Origin of the sequence: Halorarum salinum (genome assembly GCF_013402875.1) — an archaeon.
Classification (GTDB): domain Archaea; phylum Halobacteriota; class Halobacteria; order Halobacteriales; family Haloferacaceae; genus Halorarum; species Halorarum salinum.
This window is the reverse complement of sequence record NZ_CP058579.1, coordinates 3529876-3549483: the sequence shown is the minus strand read 5'-3', so window position 1 is coordinate 3549483 and position 19608 is coordinate 3529876. Positions and strand designations below refer to the sequence as shown.

18 protein-coding genes are annotated in these 19608 nt (G+C 70.5%); 12 read left to right on the top strand and 6 right to left on the bottom strand.

Annotated features, from left to right (window positions below; translation table 11 throughout):
• Window positions 1-19: 19 nt before the first annotated feature.
• Window positions 20-1411 carry a GntP family permease gene (locus HUG12_RS17950; protein ID WP_179270090.1) on the bottom strand — a complete coding sequence of 464 codons (1392 nt, stop codon included), beginning with the start codon at window positions 1409-1411 and terminating at the stop codon, window positions 20-22.
• A 152-nt stretch (window positions 1412-1563) separates the two neighbouring features.
• On the opposite strand from HUG12_RS17950, the gene HUG12_RS17945 reads away from it, so the two are divergent.
• Together HUG12_RS17945 and HUG12_RS17940 are read left to right on the top strand one after the other, a co-directional pair.
• Complete coding sequence (locus tag HUG12_RS17945; RefSeq protein WP_179270089.1) at window positions 1564-2022, top strand: DUF7575 domain-containing protein; 459 nt, start codon at window positions 1564-1566, stop codon at window positions 2020-2022.
• Window positions 2019-2681 (top strand): TetR/AcrR family transcriptional regulator, encoded by a 663-nt coding sequence (locus HUG12_RS17940; RefSeq protein ID WP_179270088.1) that lies wholly within the window; start codon window positions 2019-2021, stop codon window positions 2679-2681. The genes HUG12_RS17945 and HUG12_RS17940 overlap by 4 nt, the downstream gene beginning before the upstream one ends.
• A gap of 19 nt (window positions 2682-2700) precedes the next feature.
• On the opposite strand, the gene HUG12_RS17935 is transcribed toward HUG12_RS17940, so the two are convergent.
• Both HUG12_RS17935 and HUG12_RS17930 read right to left on the bottom strand, forming a co-directional pair.
• A complete protein-coding gene (locus HUG12_RS17935) occupies window positions 2701-4524 on the bottom strand; it encodes a cbb3-type cytochrome c oxidase subunit I (protein ID WP_179270087.1) in 1824 nt (607 codons plus the stop codon).
• 85 nt (window positions 4525-4609) lie between these two features.
• Window positions 4610-5101: a DUF6789 family protein gene (locus tag HUG12_RS17930; protein ID WP_218836348.1), complete on the bottom strand. Its 492-nt coding sequence runs from the start codon at window positions 5099-5101 to the stop codon at window positions 4610-4612.
• Between the two features lie 461 nt (window positions 5102-5562).
• On the opposite strand from HUG12_RS17930, the gene HUG12_RS17925 reads away from it, so the two are divergent.
• The 9 genes from HUG12_RS17925 (at window position 5563) to HUG12_RS17885 (ending at window position 14646) form a co-directional block, all read left to right on the top strand.
• Window positions 5563-6861, top strand: a complete 1299-nt coding sequence (locus tag HUG12_RS17925; protein WP_179270086.1) for a LeuA family protein — start codon at window positions 5563-5565, stop codon at window positions 6859-6861.
• Between the two features lie 373 nt (window positions 6862-7234).
• Window positions 7235-9052 (top strand): biosynthetic-type acetolactate synthase large subunit, encoded by a 1818-nt coding sequence (gene ilvB, locus HUG12_RS17920; protein WP_179270085.1) that lies wholly within the window; start codon window positions 7235-7237, stop codon window positions 9050-9052.
• A 143-nt stretch (window positions 9053-9195) separates the two neighbouring features.
• Entirely contained in the window at window positions 9196-9879 is a 684-nt protein-coding gene (ilvN, locus tag HUG12_RS17915) for an acetolactate synthase small subunit (RefSeq protein ID WP_179270691.1), read from the top strand.
• On the top strand, window positions 9872-10936 hold the full coding sequence (gene ilvC, locus HUG12_RS17910) for a ketol-acid reductoisomerase (protein ID WP_179270084.1): 1065 nt from the start codon (window positions 9872-9874) through the stop codon (window positions 10934-10936). Before ilvN ends, ilvC begins: the two co-directional genes overlap by 8 nt.
• Entirely contained in the window at window positions 10933-11298 is a 366-nt protein-coding gene (locus HUG12_RS17905) for a hypothetical protein (RefSeq protein WP_179270083.1), read from the top strand. Before ilvC ends, HUG12_RS17905 begins: the two co-directional genes overlap by 4 nt.
• Window positions 11295-12722: a 3-isopropylmalate dehydratase large subunit gene (gene leuC / locus HUG12_RS17900; RefSeq protein ID WP_179270082.1), complete on the top strand. Its 1428-nt coding sequence runs from the start codon at window positions 11295-11297 to the stop codon at window positions 12720-12722. Before HUG12_RS17905 ends, leuC begins: the two co-directional genes overlap by 4 nt.
• Window positions 12719-13378, top strand: coding sequence for a 3-isopropylmalate dehydratase small subunit (leuD, locus tag HUG12_RS17895; protein WP_179270081.1), 660 nt, complete (start codon window positions 12719-12721; stop codon window positions 13376-13378). Before leuC ends, leuD begins: the two co-directional genes overlap by 4 nt.
• A 1-nt stretch (window position 13379) precedes the next feature.
• Complete coding sequence (leuB, locus tag HUG12_RS17890; protein WP_179270080.1) at window positions 13380-14360, top strand: 3-isopropylmalate dehydrogenase; 981 nt, start codon at window positions 13380-13382, stop codon at window positions 14358-14360.
• Window positions 14361-14496: 136 nt separating this feature from the next.
• On the top strand, window positions 14497-14646 hold the full coding sequence (locus HUG12_RS17885) for a DUF7557 family protein (RefSeq protein ID WP_179270079.1): 150 nt from the start codon (window positions 14497-14499) through the stop codon (window positions 14644-14646).
• Between the two features lie 61 nt (window positions 14647-14707).
• Here HUG12_RS17885 and HUG12_RS17880 read toward each other — a convergent pair whose 3' ends face one another.
• From HUG12_RS17880 to HUG12_RS17870, 3 genes are all read right to left on the bottom strand, one after another.
• Window positions 14708-15142 carry a DUF5799 family protein gene (locus tag HUG12_RS17880; protein WP_179270078.1) on the bottom strand — a complete coding sequence of 145 codons (435 nt, stop codon included), beginning with the start codon at window positions 15140-15142 and terminating at the stop codon, window positions 14708-14710.
• Window positions 15143-15187: 45 nt separating this feature from the next.
• Window positions 15188-16978 carry a Na+/H+ antiporter gene (locus HUG12_RS17875; RefSeq protein WP_179270077.1) on the bottom strand — a complete coding sequence of 597 codons (1791 nt, stop codon included), beginning with the start codon at window positions 16976-16978 and terminating at the stop codon, window positions 15188-15190.
• A gap of 77 nt (window positions 16979-17055) precedes the next feature.
• Complete coding sequence (locus HUG12_RS17870; protein WP_179270076.1) at window positions 17056-18633, bottom strand: S8 family serine peptidase; 1578 nt, start codon at window positions 18631-18633, stop codon at window positions 17056-17058.
• Window positions 18634-18868: 235 nt separating this feature from the next.
• Here HUG12_RS17870 and HUG12_RS17865 point away from each other — a divergent pair, with 235 nt between their 5' ends.
• Complete coding sequence (locus tag HUG12_RS17865; protein WP_179270075.1) at window positions 18869-19333, top strand: NYN domain-containing protein; 465 nt, start codon at window positions 18869-18871, stop codon at window positions 19331-19333.
• Window positions 19334-19608: the final 275 nt, after the last annotated feature.

Here is a 19608-nt window from a genome sequence, read left to right as displayed (position 1 = left end):
TGTCCCGCTCGTCTCCCGGTCAGATCGTCTGCACGACCGTCGAGACGACCAGCGTCGTGACGATGCCCGTCACGGAGATGATCGTCGTGAGCGCCGTCCACGTCTTCAACGTCTCGGCCTGCGTGAGGCCGCCGATCTCCTTGACCAGCCAGAAGCCGCTGTCGTTGTACCACGAGAAGACGTTCCCGCCGGCGCCGATCGCCATGACGAGGAACGCCGGGTGGACGGCGAGTTCCGGTACCTGGGGGGCCATGATCCCCGCGGCGGTGAGCATCGCGGCGGTGGCCGACCCCTGTGCGATCCGGACGATGGCCGCGATGAGCCACGCGCTCACCAGCAGCGGGATGCCGACCTGGCTCAGCGCGCCCGTGATGTAGTCGCCGATGCCCGAGGCCGCGAGCAGCGCGCCGAACGCGCCGCCCGCGGCGGTGATGGCGGCGATGTTGCCGCCGCTCTTCAGCGCCTCCGTCAGTTCGTCGGCCCACTCGTTCCGGCCCATGTCGCCGTGGCGGTAGTACGTCCACGCGGCCGCCAGCGCGGCGACGGTCAGCGCGACGTTCTTGTCGCCGAGGAAGGCGACGAACGGCCTGACGCGGCTCAGGACCGGGTAGACCTGCTGGAACGTGTCCACGACGGTGAACGACCCGACGAGGACCACCGCAAGGACGACCGGCGCCGCCGCCTCGAGCACGCCGGGGAGGTCCCGCGTCGACCGGCCCGCGAGCTCCTCGAGCTCCTCCGTGGACGTCGCCATGGCGTCGCGGAGCGGGATGTCGAGTCGGCCGTTGAGCCACCGCCCGTACATCAGCCCCGCGACCAGCGCCGGGACCGCAGTGACGAGGCCGACGAGGATGGTCACGCCGAGGTCGGCGCCGACCTGATCGGCGACGGCGAGCGGGCCGGGCGTCGGCGGCACGAACACGTGGGTCGTCGCGGCACCGACACCGACGACGACGATGAAGAGCGTGTAGTCCCGGCCGACGCGGGCCCGCATCGACCGCGCCAGCGGCGCCATCAGGTAGAACACGCTGTCGAAGAAGACGGGGATGGCCAGCACGGAACTGCTCCCCCACAGCGCGACGTCCGAGTTCCCCCGTCCGAGGACGGACTGGAACCAGCGGACGATGCGCTGTGCCGCGCCGCTCTCGAGCATCGACTTTCCGATGATCGCCGCCATCAGGATGGGGATGCCGATGCCCGCCATGTTGTCCCCGAACGCCTCGGCGACGTTCGCGGCCGCCCGTGACGGGCCGAACTCCGGCACGAACGCCGCGTTGATCATCCCCACGAGGAACGCCGAGATGACGAGGCCGACGAACGCGGGCAGGTCCAGCACGACCAGTAACAGCACGACCGCGGCGAGCCCGACGAGGAACGTCAACAACGGACTGTGTGCGAACTCTATGATCATTACAGTAGCTCTGAGATGGGGAATAAAAAGACGGGGTCAAAAAAAAAACGCAACGAAGTACGGCGACGTACCGCCCCACGAGATCCGACGAGGGACGGTCGCGGTGCCGCCTGACCGACGGCCTTTTGATACCTGACCGTCCAGTCAGTGGCATGGGCGAGAACCGTTCACCCAAGCGGCCGTGGCTGGCGGCCCTGCTCGCGCTCGCCATCACCGGCCTGGGGCACGCCTACCTCCGCCGGTGGGGCCGCGCGTTCGGGTGGCTCGCGCTGGTGTACGCGTCGCTGGCGCTGTTCGTCCCCGCTGAGGCGATCGACGCGGCCGCCGAGGGGTTCACGGCCACGTCGGGGTCGCTCCCGTCGTCGGTCGACCCGCTCGTGTTCCTCCCGCCGCTGCTCGTCGCGCTCGGGAGCGTCGCGGACGCGTACGTGCTCGCCCGCGCCGAGCGCGACGCGGCGGTCGCCGCCAGCGCGGCGGAGAGCGTCGTCACCTGCCCCGACTGCGGACGAGAGGTCGAGGGCGATCTCGAGTTCTGCCACTGGTGTACGGCCCGCTTTGCCGACCCGGCCGACGAAGAGGAGGACTCGACGCGCCCTCGTCGCGTCGAGTGACGGGCGCGTCCGACGGGGGGTCGCCGTCGGAGAGCGGATCCGCGTTCGCCGCCGAACCGGCGGGCGACGGGGGTCCCACCGAGACGGAACGCGAGATCACGGAGGCGACGTTCCGGGCGCCGTGGGAACACGGCTACGCGGACCTCCCCATCGCCGACATCGCCGACGAGTTCGACGAGAGCAAGTCGCTGCTGTACTACCACTACGACTCGAAGGACGACCTCCGCACCTCGTTTCTCGACGTCGCGCTCGACCACTTCCTGGCGGAGGTCGAGGCCGCGTCCGGCGGGGACCCGATCGCGACCCTCCACGCGCTGGTCGACGGCGTCCTCCCGGCCGACCTCCCCGACGAGCGGGCGGACGCCCAGCACGCGCTCGCGGAGCCCCGGATGCGGGCCGCGACCGACGCGACGTTCCGCGAGGAGGTGAGCCGGAGCGAGGAGCGCGTGTACCTCCACGTCCGGGGCCTGCTCGAGGAGGCGGTCGAGTCGGGCGTCGTCAGCGAGGTCGACGTCGACCGGCCCGCCGAGTTCCTCCGCGCGACGCTCGTCGGCGGGATGCTCTCGCGGACGACGACCGACCGGCCGGGGTCGACGGCGCACGTCCGGGAGTCGCCGCACGCGTACCTCGGGGACCTCCGGGTCGACGACGGGCTGTGAGGACGGCCGCCCGCGGGGGCTAGTCGTCCTCGACGCCGGAGGTCGTCCGCCGCCGTCGTTCCTCCAGCCGCTCCTCGAACCACGCCCACTCGCGGGTGAACTGTCCGGTCTCCTTCAGGTTCCAGGGGTCCCCCGTCGTCACGGGCGCGCCGACGCGCATCGACTGCACGAGGTTGAACAGCCAGAGCGTCACGCTCGCCCCGATGATGGCGGCCCCGCCGGTCGCGATCCAGTGGAGGAGCATCCACCCCGGGTTCGTATCCATCCCCTGGGTGTAGGAGGCCCACCGGCGGGGATGCCCGTCCATGCCGAGCAACAGCAACGGGAAGAACGTCACGAACACGCCGACGATGAGCGTGTACGCCTGCACCCGCGCCATCCGCCGGTCGTACATCCGGCGCGTCAGGAGCGGGAACCAGTAGTACGACGCCGCGAACGCCATCATCGCGATGACGCCCATGACGATGAAGTGGAAGTGGCCGACGACGTAGTGGGTGTCGTGGAGCACGCGGTCGACCGGGATGGACGCGAGGAAGATCCCCGTCACCCCCCCGACGATGAACAGTCCCACCCCGCCGATGGAGAGGATCATCGGCGCGGCCAGCCTGATCCGGCCGCGCCACAGCGTCGTCATCCAGTTGAACGTCTTCACCGCGGAGGGGACCGCGATGGCGAGCGAGACGGCCATGAACGACGCCTGCAGGCGCGGGTCGATGCCCGTGGCGAACATGTGGTGGGCCCAGACGCCGAACGAGAGCACGCCGATCGCCAGCGTCGAGTAGACGACGAACTTGAACCCGAACAGCTTCCGCCCGGCAAACTTCGGGAGGATGAGGCTCACCAGGCCGAACGCCGGCAACACGAGGATGTACACCTCGGGGTGGCCGAAGAACCAGAACAGGTGCTGCCAGAGGATGGGTCCGCCGCCCTCGACGGCGAAGAACGTCGTGCCGAAGTTCCGGTCGAGCAGCAGCATGACCAGGGCGCTCCCGAGCAGCGGGAACGCGAACAGGATGATGCCGGCCGTGGTGAGGAGCGTCCACGTGAGGATGTCGAGGTTCGCCCACGTGACGTCGGGGGCCCGGTCGACGAGCACCGTGACGAGGATGTTCACCGCGCCGAGCACCGTGGCGATGCCCGAGAGGTGGAGTCCCAGCAGCAGCAGGTCGATCTGCGGGTTCGCCAGGGTGGCCGACAGCGGCGTGTAGAGGGTCCACCCGGTCGTCGGCGGCTCGAGGAGATACAGCACGTCCACGCGCGGGCCGACCGCCGCGAGCGCCTTCCCGAACACCTCCGTCACGAGTCCGGCCCGTACGAGCAGCAGCGACGGCGGCAGCAGCCAGAAGGCGAGCGCGTTCACCCGCGGGAACGCCATCTCGTCGGCGCCGACGAACAGCGGGAGGAAGTAGTTCGCCACGCCGGTGAACGCCGGCGTCACGAAGAAGAACAGCATCGTCAGCCCGTGGGTGGTGAACAGCGCGTTGTACGTCCGCTCGTCCCAGACGTCCGCGGCGGGCGTGAGCAGTTCGGTCCGGATCATCAGCGCGTCCGTCCCGCCCCACAGCGCCGCGACCACCGCGAACAGGAGATACAGCGTGCCGATGTCCCGGTGGTTCACGGTCGTCAGCCACCGCACCGGGTCGTACGGCAGGCCCGCCCGGAGGCGCGAGACCCGGGACGTCCGCGTCCCGCCGTCGGCCCGCGTTCCGGGCGGGTCGCGGGAACCCGGCGACGCGTTCGAACGGATCCGATACGAGAGCCACCCTGCTCCGAGCAGGAGCGTTCCGGCGAGGGCGGCGGCCGCGAGCGACTCGCCGACCGACGCCGGAAGCGGCGAACTCATGCCCGCCCCTTCGCCGCCTCGTGACTTATCCGTGGGGGTGTGTCCGCCGGCGTCGCGGCGGTCGGGCGTGACGGCGCGACCACGGTCACCTGTCCTCGGATCCGGCGCCCGTCTCGACGTCGCGGTCCTCCTCGGGGTAGGCCGGCATCGGCCGTCGGGCGTCCGTCTCCCCCGAGAGCCGCCCGTAGACGGCCCCCAGGGTGAAGCCGTAGGCGACGTGGGCGAACAGCGTCAGGACGCCGTACACGACGAGGATGGCCCCCGAAAGGTCTCCCCTCCCGAGGACGACGAACGCGACCCACAGCGGGATCGCGAAGCCGACGCCGCGGATGGCCGGGTCGGGTCCGAGCGGGAGGTACGCCTCCAGCGCGACGAACAGCAGCGGCCACGCGAACGTCCCCGCGGCGACGAACAGCAGGAAGCCGAGCGCCTGGTTCCCGGGAACGCCGACGAACCGGGCGACGACGTCGAACAGCCCGATCCGGGATCGCGTCTCGACCTCGATCAGCAGGAGGGCGACCGAGAGGACGGCCACGCCGGCGGCCCCGCCCAGCACCGCGCTCGTCGGCTTGTTCATGGGCCGACGTTGGGCGCTCTGCGGGAAAAACCTACGCGCCGTCGAACCGTTCCGCCTACGCGCCGTAAAACCGATCCGTCCGGCGCGGTCGGGCGTCGTCAGTCGACTCGAGGACCGGTCGCGAGGTAACCAGTGGAGCGGCGCGGCGCGTACTGACCACCTCCGCACTGAGCCGACGGTCGGATTCGACGGGGGTGCCGGGAACGGGACTCGGTTGGGGCGTCGAAGTAGGACTCTGCCGGACCGTCGGAGCGGTACGGAATCGCCGAACGGGTGATCGGCGCGCAAGAAGTGGGCACGCGTCCAGTCCCGACCCGTGGACCGCCCGACGGCTGGACGGACGGCGACTGTGCAGCTCGAATATTATCGAATATAAGGTATGGGATCACGACTGTAGTCGACGCCGGATGGCGGTTTTCCGGATCGGGTCGAGGATCCGATCGGTACGGCGGTCGGGCGAGATGTGTCCGACCACAACGCTTTACAAGGAGTTCTCCCCCACGGTCGGACGATGTCCCATAATCAGGACTCGTCGGTATCCAGTCCGGCGGAACGAGTTCTTCCAGGGCACGTTGAGTGCCACTGACGAATTCGAGACAGTACGAATTTTCGACACGACGCTGCGCGACGGCGAGCAGTCGCCACGCACGTCGTTCGACTACGAACAGAAGCGGGAGATAGCCACGACGCTCTCCGAGATGGGCGTCCACGTCGTCGAGGCGGGGTTCCCGGTGAACTCCGAGGCGGAGTTCGAGGCGGTCTCGGACATCGCCGACGCGACCGACGCGACCACCTGCGGGCTGGCCCGCGTCGTCGACGGCGACATCGAGGCCGCGCTCGACTCGGGCGTCGACATGGTGCACACGTTCGTCTCCACGAGCGACGTCCAGATCGAGGACTCGATGCACGCCACGCGCGAGGAGGTGAAGGAGCGCGCGGTCGACGCCGTCGAGCGGGTCCGCGAGGCGGGCGTCGAGGTGATGTTCTCGCCGATGGACGCCACGCGGACGGACGAACCGTTCCTCGTCGAGGTCGTCGAGGCCGTCGACGAGGTCGGCGTCGACTGGATCAACGTCCCCGACACGTGCGGGGTCGCCACCCCGCGCCGGTTCGCCGACCTCATCGAGGTCGTGTGCGCGCACACGGACGGGCGCGTGGACGTCCACACCCACGACGACTTCGGCCTGGCCGCCGCGAACGCGCTGGCCGGCGTCGAGGCGGGCGCGGCCCAGACGCAGGTGTCGGTGAACGGCATCGGCGAGCGCGCCGGCAACGCCGCCCTCGAGGAGGTCGTGATGGCCGCCGAGTCGGTGTACGGCGCCGACACCGGAATCGACACCGGGCGGATCACCGAGCTGTCGCGGCTCGTCGAGGGCGCGAGCGACATGCCGGTGCCGGCGAACAAGCCGGTCGTCGGGCGGAACGCGTTCTCACACGAGAGCGGCATCCACGCCGCCGGCGTCATCGAGAACAGCGACACGTTCGAACCGGGCGTGATGACCCCCGAGATGGTCGGCGCCCGACGGGAGTTCGTGATGGGCAAGCACACGGGCACCCACTCGGTCCGCCAGCGCCTGCGCGAGGACGGCTTCGACCCGACCGAGTCGCAGGTCCGCGAGGTCACCCGGCGGGTGAAGGACCACGGCGCGGACGCGCGCGTCACGATGGACGACGTGCGGCGGTTCGCCCACGACGTCGGCGTCGAGGCCGGCGAGTCCGAGGGTGACGAGCGCGAGGAGGAACGGGGGGCGACGGTCTGATGTCCCCGCCCGCGTCGGACCCCCGCGGTCAGCCGCGGGTGAACCCCCGATCGGCGGGCCGGGGCCCGGAGCGCCCGGGCAACGATTGCCGAACGGGACAAGGTTTTAGCCCCCGGAGCGATAGGAACGGTCGAGATGAAGACGGCGCCCGTCGCTCACGCCCGCGCTCCCGGCGTAGCGGCCGCCCTCGCGATCATTGTAGGGGTCTAGCCACCCCTATCACTCACCGTTCTCACGACCCAGTTCGACCGTACCGCCGACCGACAGGCGACGCGACGACGGACGCCGCGACGGCGGCCGACCCGTCCGTCGACGCGGGACGCGATCCGACACCCGACCAGCAGATGACACGACACCCGACAGGAGACAGCACATGAGCGAATCAGCGAACCCGACGGCCGACCCGGCCGACCCGGACGAGGCGGACGAGGCGGACGCCGCCGACGGGGCGGAGCCGGCCGACGGAGCCCGAACGCCCGACGGAGCGGTCGCGGCCGCGGCGACGCCGGAGAACGGCGCCGCGGCCGTCGTCGCCGCCCTCGAATCGGCCGACGTCCAGACGGCCTTCGGCGTCCAGGGGGGCGCCATCATGCCCGTCTACGACGCGCTGTACGGCTCGAGCATCGACCACGTGACCATGGCCCACGAGCAGGGGGCGGCCCACGCCGCCGACGCCTACGGCGTCGTCGCCGGCACGCCCGGCGTCTGTCTCGCCACCTCGGGCCCGGGCGCGACGAACCTCGTCACCGGCATCGCCGACGCCTCGATGGACTCGGACGCGATGCTCGCGCTGACCGGACAGGTGCCGAGCCACATGGTCGGCTCCGACGCGTTCCAGGAGACCGACACCACCGGCGTCACCGCGCCCATCACGAAGCACAACTACTTCGCGAGCGACTCGACGACCGTCGGCGACGTCGTCGGCGAGGCGTTCGCGCTCGCTGGGACCGGCCGGCCCGGGCCGACGCTCGTCGACCTGCCGAAGGACGTCTCCTTCGGCGAGACCGACCGGGCGCCGGCGGCGCCGACGCCGCCCGAGCGGTCGGTCCCCGACCCCGAGGCCGACGCCGAGTCGGTGGAGGCGGCCGCCCGCGCCATCGAGCGCGCCGAGAAGCCGCTCTGCCTGTTCGGCGGCGGCGTCATCAAGGGGAACGCGACGGCCGAGGCGCGCGCGTTCGCCCGCGAGCACGAGGTCCCGGTCGTGACGACGATGCCGGGCATCGGCTCGTTCCCCGAGGACGACGAGCTGTGTCTCTCGTGGGCGGGCATGCACGGCACCGGCTACGCCAACATGGCGATCAGCCACACCGACTGCCTGATCGCGGTCGGGACGCGGTTCGACGACCGGCTGACCGGCGGCGTCGAGACGTTCGCCCCGGGGGCCGAGGTCGTCCACGTCGACATCGACCCGGCGGAGATCTCCAAGAACATCGAGGCCGACTACCCGGTCGTTGGCGACGCCGGGACGGTCCTGGGCCAGATCGACGCCGCGATGGAGCGCTCGCCGGCGGCCCGCGAGTGGTGCGAGCAGTGCGCCGACTGGCGCGAGGAGTACCCGATGGACTACGCGGTCGACCCGGACGAGCCGGTCAAGCCGCAGTTCGTCGTCGAGGCGTACGACGCCGCGACCGGCGACGACGCCATCGTGACGACCGGCGTCGGCCAGCACCAGATGTGGGCCGCCCAGTACTGGACCTACACCGAGCCGCGGACGTTCGTCTCCTCGCACGGCCTCGGGACGATGGGCTACGGCCTGCCGGGCGCCATCGGCGCGCGGCTGGCCGCCGAGGACGACCGCGAGGTGATCTGCTTCGACGGCGACGGCTCGTTCCTGATGACGATCCAGGAGCTGTCCGTGGCGGTCCGGGAGAACCTCGACATCACGGTGGTCGTGCTCAACAACGAGTACATCGGGATGGTGCGCCAGTGGCAGGACGCCTTCTTCGAGGGGCGACACATGGCCTCCGAGTACGACTGGATGCCGGAGTTCGACAAGCTTGCCGAGGCGTTCGGCGCCCGCGGCTTCCGCGTCGACGAGTACGACGAGGTCGCCGGCGTCGTGCGCGAGTCGCTCGCCTACGACGGCCCCTCGGTCGTCGACGTTCACGTCGACCCGCGCGAGGACGTCTACCCGATGGTGGCCAGCGGCGGCGCGAACGGCGAGTTCGCGCTCACGGGGGACCAGCTATGAGCGACGCCGACCCCGGGACCGCCGGCGGGAGCGCGGACGAGTCCGGCCCGGAGCCCGCCGAGTTCGACGCCCACCCCGCGGACGCGCCCGCGGCCGAACACGCCACGCCGACCGGCGCCGACACCGCGGTGCCCGAGCGCGGCATGGCCGGCCCCCGCCCGGACGAGCGACCGCAGCCGACCGCCCGGCGCAACGCGGAGGGAATCCGAGTCGACCCGGACGCCGAGGCGGCACGGCCCCGACGGACCGCCGTCATCTCGGCGCTGGTCGAACACGAACCGGGCGTGCTCTCGCGCGTCTCCGGGCTGTTCTCCCGGCGCCAGTTCAACATCGAGAGCCTCACGGTCGGCCCGACGACCGTCGAGGGCCACGCCCGCATCACGCTGGTCGTCGAGGAGACGGACCCCGGCATCGACCAGGCGAAAAAGCAGCTCATGAAGCTCACGCCCGTCATCGCCGTCGGCGAACTCGGGTCCGACGCGGTGCGCGCGGAGCTGGTGCTGCTGAAGGTCCGCGGCTCCGAGCCGGACAAGGTCCACGCCATCACCGAGATGTACGAGGGCCGGACGCTCGACGCCGGGCCGCGAACCATCACCGTCCAGATCACGGGCGACGAGCGGAAGATCGACGACGCGGTCGACGCGTTCCGGCAGTTCGGCATCATCGAGATCGCCCGGACCGGCCAGACCGCGCTCGAACGCGGCGACTCCCCGACGACGCCCGGCGAGGAGCCGGGCCACTCGGCGGCAACGGACGACGCCGCGGCCGACGGCACGAGCGCCGACGGCGACGCGACGGACCAGACCACACCCAACTACGATGACTGACACCGACACCTTCGAGAGCCCCGTATACTACGACGACGACGCGAACCGCGACTACATCGACGACAAGACCGTGGCCGTGCTCGGCTACGGCAGCCAGGGCCACGCCCACGCGCAGAACCTCGCGGACAGCGGAGTGGACGTGATCGTCGGCCTCCGCGAGGACTCCTCCTCGTGGGGGGCCGCCGAGGACGACGGCCTCCGGGTGGCGACGCCCGTCGAGGCCGCCGCGGAGGCCGACGTCGTCTCGATGCTCGTCCCCGACACCGTCCAGCCGGACGTGTTCGAGGACGTCCGCGAGGAGCTGGACGCGGGCGACACGCTCCAGTTCGCCCACGGGTTCAACATCCACTACAACCAGATCCAGCCGCCCGAGGACGTCGACGTGACGATGATCGCGCCCAAGTCGCCGGGCCACCTCGTCCGCCGGAACTACGAGAACGGCGAGGGGACGCCCGGCCTGCTCGCCGTGTACCAGGACGCGACCGGCGACGCGAAGGCAGAGGCGCTGGCGTACGCACACGCCATCGGCTGCACGGACGCGGGCGTCGTCGAGACCTCGTTCCGCGAGGAGACCGAGACGGACCTGTTCGGCGAGCAGGCCGTGCTGTGCGGCGGCATCTCGGCGCTCGTGAAGGCGGGCTACGAGACGCTCGTCGACGCCGGCTACTCCCGCGAGATGGCGTACTTCGAGTGCTTGAACGAGATGAAGCTCATCGTCGACCTGATGTACGAGGGCGGCATCGGCGCCATGTGGGACTCGGTCTCGGACACGGCCGAGTACGGCGGGCTCACCCGCGGCGACGACGTGGTCGACGACGCGGTCCGCGAGCGGATGGACGAGATCCTCGAGGGCGTCCAGGACGGGACGTTCGCCCGCGAGTGGATCGCCGAGAACCAGGCCGGCCGACCCTCCTACACCCAGCTCCGGACCGCCGAGAAGAACCACGACATCGAGGCGGTCGGCGAGGACCTCCGCGGCCTCTTCGCGTGGGACGACGGGACGGAGAGCGAGGAGCAGGAGGCCGAGGAGGCGAGCCGCGTGGGGATGCGAGAATGAACGAGGAACGCGCGGGGGACGCGGCGTCCACGGACGGGTCGGCAGAGCGGACGGCGGCCGGCGAGACGCTGGCCGACGTGAGCCACGTCCACCCCGACACGGCCGAGACGTTCTGGGCCGTCTACCGTCGCGGCCCCGCGGTGGCAGACGGCGGCGCCCGGCGGGCCCGGCGGAACGCGAGCGGGCCGGTCGCGCCGGACGACGACGGCCGAGCGGGTACAGCCGGAACGACGGGCGACGACGGGTCGACGCTGGCCGACGTGGCCCACGAGCCGCCCTACCCCGAGCCGAAGGGCATCTGGACGCGCGGCCCCGCACGAGCGGGCGACGCCGAGACGGGAGACGAGGACCCCGACGTATGAGCGAGGGGACGCTGTACGACAAGGTGTGGGATCGACACAAGGTGACCGAGCTGCCGACCGGCCAGGACCAGCTGTTCGTCGGCCTCCACCTCATCCACGAGGTGACGAGCCCGCAGGCGTTCGGAATGCTCCGCGAGCGCGACGTGGAGGTGGCGTACCCGGCGCTCACCCACGCGACCGTGGACCACATCATTCCTACCGCCGACCAGTCGCGCCCGTACAACGACGACGAAGCCGAACAGATGATGAGCGAACTCGAGCGGAACGTCCGCGAGGCGGGCATCGACTTCTCCGACCCCTCGACTGGCGATCAGGGCATCGTCCACGTCGTCGGCCCCGAGCAGGGGCTCACCCAGCCCGGAAAGACCATCGTCTGTGGCGACTCCCACACAGCCACGCACGGTGCCTTCGGAGCGCTGGCGATCGGCATCGGGACCTCACAGATCCGCGACGTGCTCGCGACCGGCTGTCTCGCCAGGGAGAAGAAGGACGTCCGGCGGATCGAGGTGACGGGAGAACTTGGCGCGGGCGTCGAGGCGAAGGACGTCATTCTCCGGATCATCCGCGAACTCGGCACCGACGGCGGCGTCGGTTACGTATACGAGTACGGTGGCGAGGCCGTCGAGGCACTTGGCATGGAGGGACGGATGTCCATCTGCAACATGTCTATCGAGGGCGGTGCTCACGCGGGCTATGTCAATCCGGATGAAACAACCTACGAATGGCTGCGTGGGACCGACGCCTTCGCCGACGACTCCGAGGCGTTCGAGGAGCTGAAACCGTACTGGGAGTCGGTTGCTTCGGAACCCGACGCCACGTACGACGACGTGGTCACCATTGACGGCGACGCGCTCGAACCGGTCGTAACCTGGGGGACGACGCCCGGCCAGGGCGTCGACATCTCCGAGGAGGTTCCCGCCCCGGAGGATCTCCCCGAGGACGAGCGAGAGATCGCTCGACGGGCGCAGGCACACATGGGCGTCGAGCCTGGCGACACGATGGAGGGGTACCAGATTGACGTCACCTTCCTCGGCTCGTGTACAAACGCGCGCCTTCCAGACCTCCGACGGGCCGCGGAGATCGTCCGAGGCCGCGAAGTCCACGACGACGTCCGGGCGCTAGTGGTCCCGGGGAGCCAGCGCGTCCAGCGGATCGCCGAGGAAGAAGGGCTCGCGGACACGTTCCGTGAGGCCGGCTTCGAGTGGCGCAACGCGGGCTGTTCGATGTGTCTCGGCATGAACGAGGACCAGCTCGAGGGCGACGAGGCATGCGCCTCCTCCTCGAACCGCAACTTCGTGGGACGGCAGGGCTCGAAGGACGGACGGACCGTCCTGATGAACCCACAGATGGTCGCGGCCGCGGCAATCAAAGGCGAAGTATCCGACGTGCGCGACCTGGAGGCGCGCGAGGTGGTGGAAGCATGACCTCCGATTCTAGTGCAGACTCGGACCGAGGTTCCGCTGAGACAGTCGAGTTCGTCTCCGGCACGGGAATCCCCGTCCGCGGCAACGACATCGACACCGACCAGATCATCCCGGCCCGGTTCCTCAAGGCCGTCACCTTCGAAGGCCTCGGGCAGTTCGCGTTCTTCGACCAGCGGTTCACCGAGGAGGACGAGGAGAAGGAGCATCCGTTCAACGAGGACCGCTTCCGGGGGGCGAGCGTGCTCGCGGTGAACGCAAATTTCGGCTGCGGCTCCTCCCGGGAGCACGCCCCTCAGGCGCTGATGCGCTGGGGAATCGACGCGATCGTCGGCGAGTCGTTCGCGGGCATCTTCCAGGGTAACTGCCTCGCGTTGGGTATTCCGGCCCTGACGGCGAGCCATGAAGAGATCACCGCCCTGCAAGACTGGATCGACGAGCACCCCGACGGCGAGATCGAGGTCGACGTGGCCGCCGAGACGGTGACCTACGGCGACACCACGATCGAGGCGTCCGTGGACGAGGCCCAGCGACGGGCGCTCGTCGAGGGCGAGTGGGACACGACCGCGCTGATGGACTCGAACGCGGGCGCCGTCCGCGGGACGGCCGAGTCGCTCCCCTACGTGACCGACGAGCACCTCCCGGGGGCGAGCGACTGAGATGGCGGGCGAGGAGATCGTCGTCATCCCGGGCGACGGCGTCGGGAACGAGGTCGTCCCGGCGGCCCGGAGCGTGCTGGAGGCCGTCGGCGAGTTCGAGTTCGTCGAGGCCGAGGCGGGCGACGCGGTGAAGGAGCGAACCGGGGAGGCGCTTCCCCCGGAGACGTACGATCGGGTCGCCGCCGCGGACGCGACGCTGTTCGGCGCGGCCGGCGAGACGGCGGCGGACGTCATTCTCCCGCTGCGGGAGGCGGTGGACTCGTTCGTGAACGTCCGTCCCGCCCGCGCGTACCCCGGCGTCGACGCGCTCCGGCCCGAGACGGACGTCGTGTTCCTGCGGGAGAACACCGAGGGCGTCTACGCGGGCCACGAGAGCAGGCTCTCGGGGGACCTCTCGACGCTCACCCGCGTCGTCACCACCTCGGCGTCCGAACGGCTCGCCGAGTTCGCCTGCGAGTTCGTCGCCGACCGCGGCGCGGACGGCTTCCACCTCGCCCACAAGGCGAACGTGATGCGCGAGACGGACGGGCGGTTCCGCGACGCGGTCGTCGGCGTCGCGGACGAGCGCGGCGTCGAGACGGAGGAGGTGCTGATGGACGCGTTCGCGACGCGCGTCTGTCTCGACCCGGCCGCGTTCGACGTCGTCGTCTGCCCGAACCTCGCGGGCGACGTGCTCTCGGACCTCGCGGCGGGGCTGGTCGGCGGGCTCGGCCTGCTCCCGTCGGCGAACGTCGGCCCCGAGCGCGGCCTGTTCGAGCCGGTCCACGGGACCGCCCCGGACATCGCGGGCGAGGGCGTCGCCAACCCCGCGGCGGCCATCCTCTCGGCCGCGATGCTGCTGGAGCACCTCGGGTACGACGGGGAGGGCGCGGACGTGCGTGCGGCCGTCGAGGCCGTCCTCTCGGACGGCCCGCGGACGCCCGACCTCGGCGGCGACGCCGGCACCGACGAAGTGGCCGAAGCGGTGCGTTCCCGCCTGTAACCCGCGCGGGCGGGACGTACCACGCCGACTCACGGCGACATCGACGCGCCCACGCTGACTCGGACACGACCATTCCGCTCCGACGCGGCCGCGGTTCGCCTGTACCCTTTTGTCCCGCGGCGACGAACGGACGTCCATGCCCCAGATCGAGGTCAGCGACGAGACGATCGAGCGGCTCGACGGGCTCCGCGAGAACGGCGAGAGCTACGACGAGTTGATCGACGAGCTCATCAACATCCTTGAGGCCGAGGAGCGGACGATGTTCCACTCGGGCGACGAGTACTGAGTCGGGCTCCGCGTGCGAACGGTTTCGTGACGGCCGACACGGTCGGCCGTCGGTCGAGTCGCTACTCCTGGTAGGCGATCCGCACCTGCTCCCAGGTCCCCTTCGACTCGAGGTGGGCCTGGAGCGCGTCGGCGTACTCCTGGGAGAGTCGCTCGGCCGCCTCCTGCTTCTCCCGATCGTCGCCGCTCGACCCGTCGCCGAACAGCGCCCCCCTGATGCCGTCGAGGACGGATCCGCCCGAGTCGCCGCCGGCGCCGCCCATCCCCTGCATCTGGTTCGAGACCTTCTCGAGTTCGGGGACGATGCTCGACAGTTTGCTCGTGTCCGCGACGATGCTGGCGCGCTCGGGGTCGTCGGCGTGTTCGATCTCGAACTCGACTGCGGTCATGATGAGCCCCCACTCCTGGTTCGAGAAGCGCGACCCCCGGACGCGCTCGGAGAACTCGCGATCCACCGCCATCCGGTCGCCGACGATGGCGTCCGTCCAGTTGCTCATACGTCCGCCATCGTGGGACGAACGTATGTGGGTTTCCCTCCGCCGCTACCCGTCCGGCACGTCGTCGGCGTCGTCGACGCCCCCGTCGTCCCCGCCGCCGGGAACGTCGAGGCCGAACGACTCCGCGCGCTCCCGCCAGAACTCCGTGTACCCCTCGGCGTCCTCGCGGACGGTCGACCGGCCGTCGTCGACCAGGTCGAGCTTCAGGTCCACCTCCTCCATCAGCCGCTCGCCCACGTCGTCGGCGACGACCCCCGAACGGACCGCGTCCAGGAGCGCGCTCTTCTCCCGCCTGAGCACCTGCCGCTCGCCGACGAGCACGCGCTCGCGCCGCAGTTCGGGGTTCGCCGCGAACAGCTCGGCGATGGCCTCGTTCAGCGCGTCCCGCTCGCGGCCGTACTCGGCGCGGAAGTCCTCGTACACGTCGCCGGGAACGTCGCCCTGTCGGCGAAGACGCTCGACCGCGTCGAGCGCCCCCGACACTGCCCGGGAGCGACCGACGAGGAGCTGGTACAACCGCTCCGCGTCCGAGCGGGTGAGTATACCCAACCGATCGAGCAGTCGCCCCATCGTGAGCCCCTGGACGACGAGCGAGAACGCGGCGATGCCGAAGACGAGCGCCGTCAGCTCGGCGCGCGGGAACGACGCCGGCACGGTCGTCCCCGGCCTGGGGAGCCCCAGCACGAGCGCGATGGGGATGGAGCCGTGGAGCCCGCCCCAGACCATGACGTGCTGGTACGACCGGGGCACGCGGTTCCCCTGCAGGCGGTTCACCAGCGCCGTCGCGGCGTACACGACGACCGCGCGCGCCAACAGCGTGAGGGCGATGCCGACGACGATGAGGTCGGCGAAGCGGAGGAGGTCGCCGATCGGCGTCCGGACGCCGATGGCGACGAAGACGAACGTGTTGACGACGAACGCCGCCGTCTCCCAGGTGTTGAACACCGACACCTTCGTCCGCGGGCCCATGGCGTACTCGGCGCCGCGGTTACCGATGAACAGTCCCGCGACGACCGTGGCGATGACGCCGCTCACGTGGAGGTAGTGCTCGGCGAGGAGGAAGCTCCCGTAGGCGAGCACGAGCGTCAGGACGATCTCGGTCATGTGCTCGTCGAGGTTCCGCATCACCCGGTAGACGGCGTACCCGGTCGCCAGCCCGACCAGTAGTCCCCCCAGCGACACGACGAGGAACTCGCGGAGCACCTCGAGCGCGCCGGGGACGGTGAGTAGCGTCTCCGGCGACACGCCCTCCTGGATCAGCGCGAGCAGCGTGGAGAAGATGACGACGCCGACCCCGTCGTTGATGAGCGACTCGCCCTCCACGAGCACCGCGAGCCGGTCGGGCACGCCCAGTTCCTTGAACAGCGCGAGCACGGAGACCGGGTCGGTGGGGAGGATCATCGCGGCGAACAGCAGCGACACGACGAGCGAGAACCCCAGCACGCGCGACCCCAGATACCCGAGGAGGAGCACGGAGACGATGAGTCCAGGAACCGCGAGCGTGAGGACGGGGACGACGTTCCGGCGGAATTGCTCAAGGTCCGTCGTCGCGGCGCCCTCGAACAGCAGCGCCGGGAGGACGACGAGCAGGATGAGGTCGTGCGAGAGGTCCTGCGCGGCGCCGATCTCCACGCCCGCGATGGAGACGACGAGCCCCGCGAGCAGCAACGCGATGGTGTACGGGAACCGACCGACCTTGGCGACGAGCGTGCCGACCCCCGCCGCGATGAGGAACACCGTCAGTAGCGTGACGAGTTCGGCGGCGATGCCGGCGCCCGCCTGGAGAAGCGTCACCCCTCCTCCGTCCCCGTCGGTGTCCGTGACATTCGAGTCCATCCTCCATTGCGCCCGGGGACGGCAAAAAGGAGACGGCCGTCCGCGGTCATCGTCCGTCCGCCGCCCGGTCGCCGTCGTTACTCGTGCTCGGTGATGGTGAGCGTGTACTCGCCGGAGCCGGAGTAGGAGTCGACGAGGACGTGGAGGTCCGTCGACGTGTCAGGGTCGTCGACGGTGATCGTCTCCTGGCTGTCGGTGCTCCACGAGCGGTAGTCGTACGAGGAAGTCGTCGGACAGGTGCCGTCGCCCTCGTTCGCGTAGAGGTCGAAGTCGGCGTCCGACGGGCCGTCGAGTTCGATCACGACCTTCGAGGGGGAACCGTACTCCCACGCCCACGACCAGCAGTCGCTGTCCCAGTAGCCCGACAGCGAGTCGGTGACCGACCCGGTTGTGGTGTCCCCGCCGCCGCCGCCACCCCCGCCGTCGCCGGGTTCGGTCGCGACCGCTGCGCCGGCGTCGACCTGCCCGCTCCCCTGCTCGTCGCTGGAGAGTCCGAGGTCGGTCGCCGTGTCCTTGAGGTGCGAGCGGAGCGTGGCGTTGTCGACGTCCCACTGCGCGAGCGCCAGGCCCGCAGAACCCGCGACGACCGGCGTCGCCATCGAGGTGCCCGAGAGCGTCTCGTAGCTCCCGCGCGCCTCCGTCGTCGTCGAGAGCACGTCCACCCCCGGCGCGGCGAGTTCGACCTTCTCGCCCGTCGTCGAGAAGTACGCGAGGTCGCCGTTCGAGTCCACGGCCGAGACGGCCAGACACTCGCTGTAGGCCGCCGGGTACGAGACGGAGTTGGTCCCGTCGTTGCCCGCCGCGGCGGCGATGAAGACGCCGTTGTCGTACGCGTAGGAGACGGCGTTCTTCATCGTGCTCGTGTAGCCGCCGCCCCCGAGCGAGAGGTTCAGCACGTCCGCGTCCCGGTCGGCGGCCCACTCGATGGCGTCGGCGATGTCCGCGGTCGACCCGCTGCCGCTCTCGTCGAGCGCGCGGCCGTTGATGAGTTCCGAGTCGCTCACGCCGGCGACCCCGGTGCCGTTGTCCGTGACTGCGCCGGCGATGCCGGCGACGTGGGTGCCGTGGTACTCGTCGCTCGGGGCGTCCGGATACGGGTCCGAGTCGTCGTCCGCGAAGTCGTACCCCGGGTCGTCCGCGAAGTTGTCCGCGAGGTCCGGGTGGTCGTACTGCGCGCCGGTGTCGACCACCGCGACGGTGACCGACGAGGAGCCGTAGGTGACGTCCCACGCGTCGGGGGCGTCCACCTGCTGGGGCGCGTACTGGTCGCCGAACTGCGGGTCGTTCGGCGTCGCGAACGCCCGGTGGGTGGCGTTCGGCTCGGCGTACTTGACGTGCTCTTTTTTCGTGATCGCGTCGACGAAGTTCTCGCGGGCGACGTCGGCAGCCCCGCTCGGGAACTTCACCGCCACGTAGCGGAGCGTCTCGTTCGAGTGGACGACCTCCGCGTCGCCGGGGACGTGCCGGGCGACCGCGCCCTCCACGTCGTCGGCCGTCGCCGACACGCCCACGAGCACCTCGTCCTCCTTGGCGCCGGGTTCGCGACCGGGCGTCGCGCTCGTCACGCCCGGGAGCGCCGCGCCGCCGGCCGCGAGGCCGGCCGCCTTCAGGAGTCCGCGTCGATACAGGTCTGGGGCTGCGTCACGGTCTGTCATGCTGCGGACCGACGAGCGATCCGTGCTGTATTAATTCTTTGGAATAAATAGAGAATTTAACGGAAAAGGTGGTGGATATATACTCGAAACGAACCGGGCTGCGCCCCGGCGGCCGTCGACGACGGCCGTCGTCGGGTGGTCGGACGGCGTCAGTGAGCGTGGCGTCCGGACGGCGAACGGGTCGAACCGGTCCCGAACCGGAAGGCGTATCGGGCAGCGACCGGAGTCACGACCAATGGGGCTACTGGGGCGTCTCCGCCGCGTACGCGAGGGCGGCGGGTCCTCCCGCGGGGACGTCGCGCTGTTCGTCGACGGCCCGAACGTGCTCCGCGAGGAGTTCGACGTGGACCTCGACGACCTCCGGACGGCGGCGGCCGCGATGGGGAACCTCGTCACCGCGCGGCTCTACCTGAACGAGCACGCCACGCCGGGGCTGATCCAGGCCGCCGAGGCGCGCGGCTTCCAGGTCGTCGTGACGAGCGGCGACGTGGACGTGAAACTCGCGGTCGACGTGGCGACGTTCGCCGCGGAGGGGCGCGCCGGGACCATCGCCATCGCCTCCCGCGACACGGACTTCAAGCCGGCGCTGGAGGCCGCCAACGAGCGCGGTCTGCGGACGCTCGCCATCGCTCCGGGTAGCTACGGGCGGTCGGACGCGCTCCGGAATGCAGCCGACGAGAGCGTGACGCTGGGGGAGTAACGGCGGCTGCGGTACCGGCGGTCGCGGTGCGGTGGCACCAGCAGGCTCACCGCGAGGGAGGGAGGCGGGGCGAAGCCCCGCCGACCGAGCGAGCGGCGTTTTGGCACTGACGAGCAAAGCTCGTCTTGCGGCCAGAAACCGACGGGTTCTGGCAGCATTACGGGAAATCTTCGATCTCCCGTCAGCAGTGGGATTTCTCCGGAATCCCACAGCATGAACGGGTCTTCGCGGGGGTCGACGAGCGAGGGAGCGAAGCGACCGAGCGAGGAGGCCCC

Bases quoted from the DNA above. Each gene is read 5' to 3' on its own strand.
- HUG12_RS17950 (WP_179270090.1), bottom strand. From the start codon at position 1,411: ATGATCATAGAGTTCGCACACAGTCCGTTGTTGACGTTCCTCGTCGGG.
- HUG12_RS17945 (WP_179270089.1), top strand. From the start codon at position 1,564: ATGGGCGAGAACCGTTCACCCAAGCGGCCGTGGCTGGCGGCCCTGCTC.
- HUG12_RS17935 (WP_179270087.1), bottom strand. From the start codon at position 4,524: ATGAGTTCGCCGCTTCCGGCGTCGGTCGGCGAGTCGCTCGCGGCCGCC.
- HUG12_RS17930 (WP_218836348.1), bottom strand. From the start codon at position 5,101: ATGAACAAGCCGACGAGCGCGGTGCTGGGCGGGGCCGCCGGCGTGGCC.
- HUG12_RS17925 (WP_179270086.1), top strand. From the start codon at position 5,563: ATGTGTCCGACCACAACGCTTTACAAGGAGTTCTCCCCCACGGTCGGA.
- ilvB (WP_179270085.1), top strand. From the start codon at position 7,235: ATGAGCGAATCAGCGAACCCGACGGCCGACCCGGCCGACCCGGACGAG.
- ilvN (WP_179270691.1), top strand. From the start codon at position 9,196: ATGGCCGGCCCCCGCCCGGACGAGCGACCGCAGCCGACCGCCCGGCGC.
- ilvC (WP_179270084.1), top strand. From the start codon at position 9,872: ATGACTGACACCGACACCTTCGAGAGCCCCGTATACTACGACGACGAC.
- HUG12_RS17905 (WP_179270083.1), top strand. From the start codon at position 10,933: ATGAACGAGGAACGCGCGGGGGACGCGGCGTCCACGGACGGGTCGGCA.
- leuC (WP_179270082.1), top strand. From the start codon at position 11,295: ATGAGCGAGGGGACGCTGTACGACAAGGTGTGGGATCGACACAAGGTG.
- leuD (WP_179270081.1), top strand. From the start codon at position 12,719: ATGACCTCCGATTCTAGTGCAGACTCGGACCGAGGTTCCGCTGAGACA.
- leuB (WP_179270080.1), top strand. From the start codon at position 13,380: ATGGCGGGCGAGGAGATCGTCGTCATCCCGGGCGACGGCGTCGGGAAC.
- HUG12_RS17885 (WP_179270079.1), top strand. From the start codon at position 14,497: ATGCCCCAGATCGAGGTCAGCGACGAGACGATCGAGCGGCTCGACGGG.
- HUG12_RS17880 (WP_179270078.1), bottom strand. From the start codon at position 15,142: ATGAGCAACTGGACGGACGCCATCGTCGGCGACCGGATGGCGGTGGAT.
- HUG12_RS17875 (WP_179270077.1), bottom strand. From the start codon at position 16,978: ATGGACTCGAATGTCACGGACACCGACGGGGACGGAGGAGGGGTGACG.
- HUG12_RS17870 (WP_179270076.1), bottom strand. From the start codon at position 18,633: ATGACAGACCGTGACGCAGCCCCAGACCTGTATCGACGCGGACTCCTG.
- HUG12_RS17865 (WP_179270075.1), top strand. From the start codon at position 18,869: ATGGGGCTACTGGGGCGTCTCCGCCGCGTACGCGAGGGCGGCGGGTCC.